Raw genomic sequence first — 5,905 nt, 5'->3', positions numbered from 1 at the left:
GAAACTTTTTTAGTTTCATATGGCAATCAGCGAAAGGGACTCGCTTATTTTTGTTGCTATTAATTATTTTTAGCGCATTAGGCGGTGCTTTTGAAGCTTTTTTATATGCTGCCCTTGGTAAAGTTATTGATTGGCTTTCAGTTGTTGAACCTAGCAAATTTTGGCAACAAGAAAAAACAACATTAGCGCTGTTAGCCCTAATCATTATAGGAAGTACCATTATTATTGGGCTACAAACGATTATTAAACATCAGTGCCTAGCTGGAAATTTTCCAATGCGATTGCGGTGGAACCTGCATCGGTTAGTGCTTAATCAAAGTATGCGTTTTTTTCAAGATGAATTTGCTGGAAGAATATCGGCAAAAGTCATGCAAACGGCACTCGCAGTTCGTGATACTTGTTTTTTAGTGGCAGATATTTTTATCTATGTTCTTATTTCGTTTATTACTATGGCTACAATCATCGGGCAATTAGATCTTTTGTTATTAGTGCCATTTATGATCTGGTGTCTAATTTATGGCATTGCTATGTATTATTTTATTCCTCGTTTAAGTAAAGTAGCAAGTGCACAAGCGGACGCTCGTTCGACAATGACTGGGCGAGTCACCGATGCTTATACCAACATTATAACAGTAAAACTATTTTCTCATGCAGGTAATGAGGCAAAATACGCTCAAGAATCGATGAATGAGTTTTTAGTTACTGTTAATAAACAAATGCGGCTAGTCAGTAGTTTTGAAATAGTAAATCATTTATTGTCCATTTCCTTAGTGCTAAGCACAACAGGTGTTGCCTTGTGGCTATGGACAAATCAATTAATTGGTATTGGCGCAATTGCCACAGCAACAGCAGTAGCACTTCGATTAAATGGTTTTTCACACTGGATTATGTGGGAAATAGCAGCGCTATTTGAAAATATTGGTGTAGTAAAAGATGGCATTAATACGTTTTCTGTCGCTAAAGCAGTGATTGATCAACCAAATGCGCCTAAGCTTAATGTAACTCAAGGTAAAATTGAGTTTAAACATATTTATTTTAGTTATGATGAGAAAAAACGTAGCTCAGTAATTGAGAATTTAGACCTAACGATAAAACCAGGCGAAAAAATTGGTTTAGTTGGCCGATCAGGAGCAGGAAAGTCAACGCTTATTAATTTATTACTCCGTTTTTATGATTTACAAAGTGGTGAAATTGTTATTGACGGCCAGGATATTACCACTGTTACTCAAGAAAGCCTGCGCGCTCAAATTGGCATGGTAACACAAGATACCTCGTTGTTACATCGCTCAGTACGAGAAAACTTACTTTATGGTAACAATAATGCATCAGAAGAAGAAATGATAAAAGCCACACAAAAAGCTCATGCAGATAACTTTATTCAAACATTAGTTGATGCAAAAGGTAAAACAGGATATGACGCATTTGTAGGTGAACGAGGTATAAAATTATCTGGTGGTCAAAGACAACGCATTGCAATTGCCCGGGTCATTCTTAAAAATGCGCCTATTTTATTGTTAGATGAAGCAACAAGCGCACTGGATTCCGAAATTGAGCAAGCAATTCAGGAAAGCTTATATACGTTAATGGAAGGTAAGACCGTTATTGCCATTGCCCACCGTTTATCAACCATTGCTGCAATGGATAGGTTAGTTGTACTTGATCAAGGTAAAATTATTGAGCAAGGCACACACCAAGAATTACTCATAAAAAATGGATTATATGCACAGCTGTGGAAACATCAAAGCGGTGGATTTTTAGGGGATAATATTTAATTTTATACATTTTTATTAGTAAATAAGGACATTAAACTTATAATGTCCTTATCACTGCTTAATTAATAAAATTTTTGTAAAATTCTGATTCAAAACGCATAATTGCACTATTTTTTGATTCGTTTTTATTATCCGCTTGATAACCAGATAATAATTGTACGAAAGCTACATATTTACCATCAGGTTTTTGGATAAATCCAGCTAAATTATAGCAACCTTGAATATAACCAGTTTTAGCACGTATTGTCTCTTTAAAAGGTGTCTGATTAAAGCTTTTACGGTTTTTTAATGTACCATCAATACCTGCAATAGGTAACATTTCAATAATTTTTAGCTGAGAATCATTAGCTGAAATATATTGTAAAATTTCCATTAATTTATCAGCGCTTACCAAGTTTAACCTAGACAAACCCGAACCATCAGCAATCACTAAATTTTCTAAATTTATACCTGCTTTTTTACGTAAAATTTGTCTAACTGCATCGCCACCATTACGCCATGTGCCTTGTACATTATAGTAATGTGCGCCTAAGGTTCTAAAAATAGCATCTGCATATAGATTATTTGACTTTTTAAGCATGACAGTTAATAGTTCTGAAAGTGGTGCTGATTGGCTAGAGGCGAGTAAGGTCAATTGAGCATTATTCTTTTCTTTGCGTTGAAGTAGCGATCCTGTATAAGTTATCTTTTGTTGCTTAAGTTCATTTTTTAAAATAGATGAAAAATATTCACCCCCATCAATTATTGCAAATTTTAATGGTGTTTTATCTGAGCTTGCAGCAATACATCCTGATAAATGATAACGATTTTTGTCTAAATAGCTAACATCCAACTCACAATACCTATCATTGGGATCTTTACTGTTTTTTGCAATGGTTTTTACATCAGCTGTTACAGTAACTGGAATATTAGTAGGTTTAGATATTGAGGCTTTTTCACCTACTTTATTTGGTGTCACAGTTGCATAAAAACAATTATCATCAATAATTGCTGCAGATGGTGGGGCATTATAGCAAGCCGTTAAATTATTCCATGACCACCCCGCAGCTTTGTCATGGCTTGTAAATATCGAAGTATCTAAAATTATATTTCCTGCTATTTTTTCAATACCTTTTTGGCGCATTTCAGCAATCATTGTTTTTAATTTGGCTCGCGTAAAAGTGGGATCTCCGCTAAGTTGAATAATAAGATCACCATTTAATTGTTTATTACTAATAACGCCATTAGTTTGCAGGCGTGTTGTAAATCGGAAATTTCGACCTAATTCCAACTCAGCAGCTAATGCGGTTATCACTTTTTGAGTGCTGGCTGGGTGTTTGAATTGATCGCTTTTATATTTTGCTAATGTCTTAGGGCTTCTTCCTACAGATTGAACCAAAATAGACAAATCGCTTCCTTTAGGTAAAGATGATATATAAGGCTCTACTGGTTGCGCATGTAATAGTCCTGAAAAAAAAGGAAGAAGAAAGAAAATTATTATCCTGAATTTTGTCATGAATGCTTGCTCAAAATGTTATTAAATTAAAACAGTTAAATGGGACTTGCAAATATAACTTTTTTTGATTTAGCTAGCAATATATACTCAACCACTTTTATAATTATGTGCTATCGAATAATTTAACATAGCCAAAAGAAAAGTTAACTTCATATAGCTTTTAATACTAGGTAATATAACTATGATTCAAAATTCATTAGGTTTTCCAATAGAAACAATATTAGTATTTGTTGGGCTAGCCGTGACTGCAATTATTATTGATTTATACGCTCACCATAACGATAAACCAATCAGCTTAAAAAATGCTATTATTTGGTCGCTATTTTGGATAGCGGTTGCATTAGGATTTGCACTATTTTTATACATTCACCATGGCAGCACTATAGCCAGCTTATTTATTACAGGTTATGTTCTTGAAAAAGCCTTATCGGTCGATAATCTGTTTGTCATTATGGCTATTTTTTCATGGTTTGCTGTACCAAATAACTATCGCCATCGCTTACTTTATTGGGGGGTTATTGGTGCTATTATATTTCGCGCCATATTTGTCGTAATTGGCACAGGTTTGTTGTATTTAGGTCCTTGGATGGAGTTGGTGTTTTCAATATTGGTTGCTTGCACGGGAATAATGATGTTGAAAAATCAAGATAATGCCGAAAATATTAAAGATTATTCAAATCACTTTGCTTTTCGCATTGCCAAACGTATTTTTCCAACTTACCCAAAAATTGTCGGCCGCAGTTTTTTATTGTCACAAAAACAGCTTGATATAGAGCTTGCAAAAGCTGAAAACAATAACTTAGTTGATAAAATACCTAAAAGTCTTTTTTATGCTACACCACTATTTTTATGTATTGTTGTAATTGAATTAAGTGACGTTATGTTTGCTTTTGATTCAGTTCCTGCAGTAATTGCCGTGAGCCAAGAACCATTAATTGTCTATAGCGCCATGATCTTCGCTATTTTAGGTCTTAGAACGATGTACTTTATTTTACAAGCCATGCAACAGTATTTAGTCCATCTTAGTAAGGCGGTGATTTGCTTACTTTTTTTTATTGCAGGGAAATTAGCTTTAAATGCAAGTAATCATTTATTTGGGTGTGGTATAGATATAGATCCAACCACAAGTCTTTATGTCATTTTAGGCATCTTAACTTTGGGTATTATTGCTAGTATTATTTGGCCGGTAAAAAATAAAGATCAATAATTACAAAAATAAAAAGGCAGGATCACCCGCCTTTTTATTTTTAGATTTATCTGCGTTTTAAAGAGCGAATGTAATAACTCACAGCTAAAATAATAAACCAAATAGGAGTGGCCACGAGTGCTTGGCGAGTATCGGCTTCAAAAGTAAGCAATACAATCATAAAAACAAAAAAAGCTAAACAAACACCACTCATAAAAATACCACCAGGCATTTTAAATTTAGATTGTTCATGCAATTTTATTTTTTTACGACGATAAGCAATATAAGAAATAAGAATCATTGACCAAATAAACATAAATAAAATAGCTGAAATGGTGGTTACTATAGTAAAAGCTTCCATGACATTAGGTACTAAATAAATCAAAACTACGCCACCAAATAAGCAAGCACATGAAAACAGTAAACCATTAGCGGGTACCGAGCGAGTTGATAATTTACCAAAAGGCTCAGGAGCATCTTGTTTTTTAGCTAGCCCAAATAGCATTCTGCTTGTAGAGTAAATACCGCTATTAGCGGAAGATGCTGCTGATGTTAATACGACAAAATTAATGATACTTGCAGCTGCTGGTAAACCAATTAATGTAAATAACTCAACAAATGGACTTTTATTTGGAGAAATTAACGTCCATGGTGTAACGCTCATAATGATGATTAAAGCAAAAACATAGAAAAATATGATTCGGACAGGTACAGAGTTAATAGCTCGTGGCAAATTCTTGTTTGGGTCAACTGTTTCTGCTGCTGTTGTACCCACTAACTCGATCCCTACAAAAGCAAAGATTGCAATTTGAAAACCAGCAAAAAAACCCATAATTCCATTTGGGAAAAATCCACCATATTCCCATAAATTTGAAAATGTAGCTATGCTATTAGTTTGTTCAGAATGGAAAGAGGTTAAAATAAGCACTATTCCAATACCAATCAAGGCTAAAATAGCAATAATTTTGATCATTGAAAACCAGAATTCTGTCTCACCAAACATTTTTACTGTTAATAGGTTTAAGGTTAATAGTAAGGTAACTGTTAATAACATTGGTATCCAAGATTGCAGTTCGGGAAACCAATATTGAGCATAACCAGCAATTGCAATAACATCTGCAATTCCTGTAACTACCCAACAAAACCAATAAGTCCAACCAGTGAAAAATCCTGCCCAAGGCCCTAAAAGGTCGTTAGAGAAATCACTAAAAGATTTATACTTTAAATTAGAAAGCAGAATTTCTCCCATCGCTCGCATAACAAAAAATAGAACAAATCCAATAACCATATAGACAAAAATAATAGACGGCCCTGCAAGGCTAATTGTCTTTCCTGAGCCCATAAATAAGCCGGTACCTATAGCACCACTAATTGCAATTAATTGAATATGGCGGTTAGAAAGGTTCCGTTTTAGATCATGCTTTGAGGAAGCGCTCATCGCTATTTTCCTTT

At 34.3% G+C, this 5,905-nt stretch carries 4 protein-coding genes; 2 read left to right on the top strand and 2 right to left on the bottom strand.

Features of this window, described 5'->3' with window-relative positions:
* Positions 1-1,772 (top strand): ABC transporter ATP-binding protein (locus A9G30_RS00040; protein ID WP_081295512.1); only part of this gene is annotated, 1,772 nt, incomplete at its 5' end.
* A 58-nt stretch (positions 1,773-1,830) separates the two neighbouring features.
* Here A9G30_RS00040 and dacB read toward each other — a convergent pair.
* The gene (gene dacB / locus A9G30_RS00035) at positions 1,831-3,267 is read right to left on the bottom strand and encodes a serine-type D-Ala-D-Ala carboxypeptidase (RefSeq protein WP_065587679.1); all 1,437 of its coding nucleotides are present in this window, start codon (positions 3,265-3,267) and stop codon (positions 1,831-1,833) included.
* Between the two features lie 181 nt (positions 3,268-3,448).
* Between dacB and A9G30_RS00030 the strand changes: the two genes are divergently transcribed.
* The gene (locus A9G30_RS00030; protein ID WP_065587678.1) at positions 3,449-4,474 is read left to right on the top strand and encodes a TerC/Alx family metal homeostasis membrane protein; all 1,026 of its coding nucleotides are present in this window, start codon (positions 3,449-3,451) and stop codon (positions 4,472-4,474) included.
* A gap of 46 nt (positions 4,475-4,520) precedes the next feature.
* On the opposite strand, the gene cycA is transcribed toward A9G30_RS00030, so the two are convergent.
* Positions 4,521-5,891: a D-serine/D-alanine/glycine transporter gene (gene cycA, locus A9G30_RS00025; RefSeq protein WP_065567716.1), complete on the bottom strand. Its 1,371-nt coding sequence runs from the start codon at positions 5,889-5,891 to the stop codon at positions 4,521-4,523.
* Positions 5,892-5,905: the final 14 nt, after the last annotated feature.

This window comes from Gilliamella sp. Fer4-1, from assembly GCF_001690515.1.
In the GTDB taxonomy this organism is placed as follows: Bacteria; Pseudomonadota; Gammaproteobacteria; order Enterobacterales; family Orbaceae; genus Gilliamella; species Gilliamella apicola_C.
Note: the sequence above shows the minus strand (reverse complement) of the source record. Positions and strands in the feature narration are given on the sequence as shown.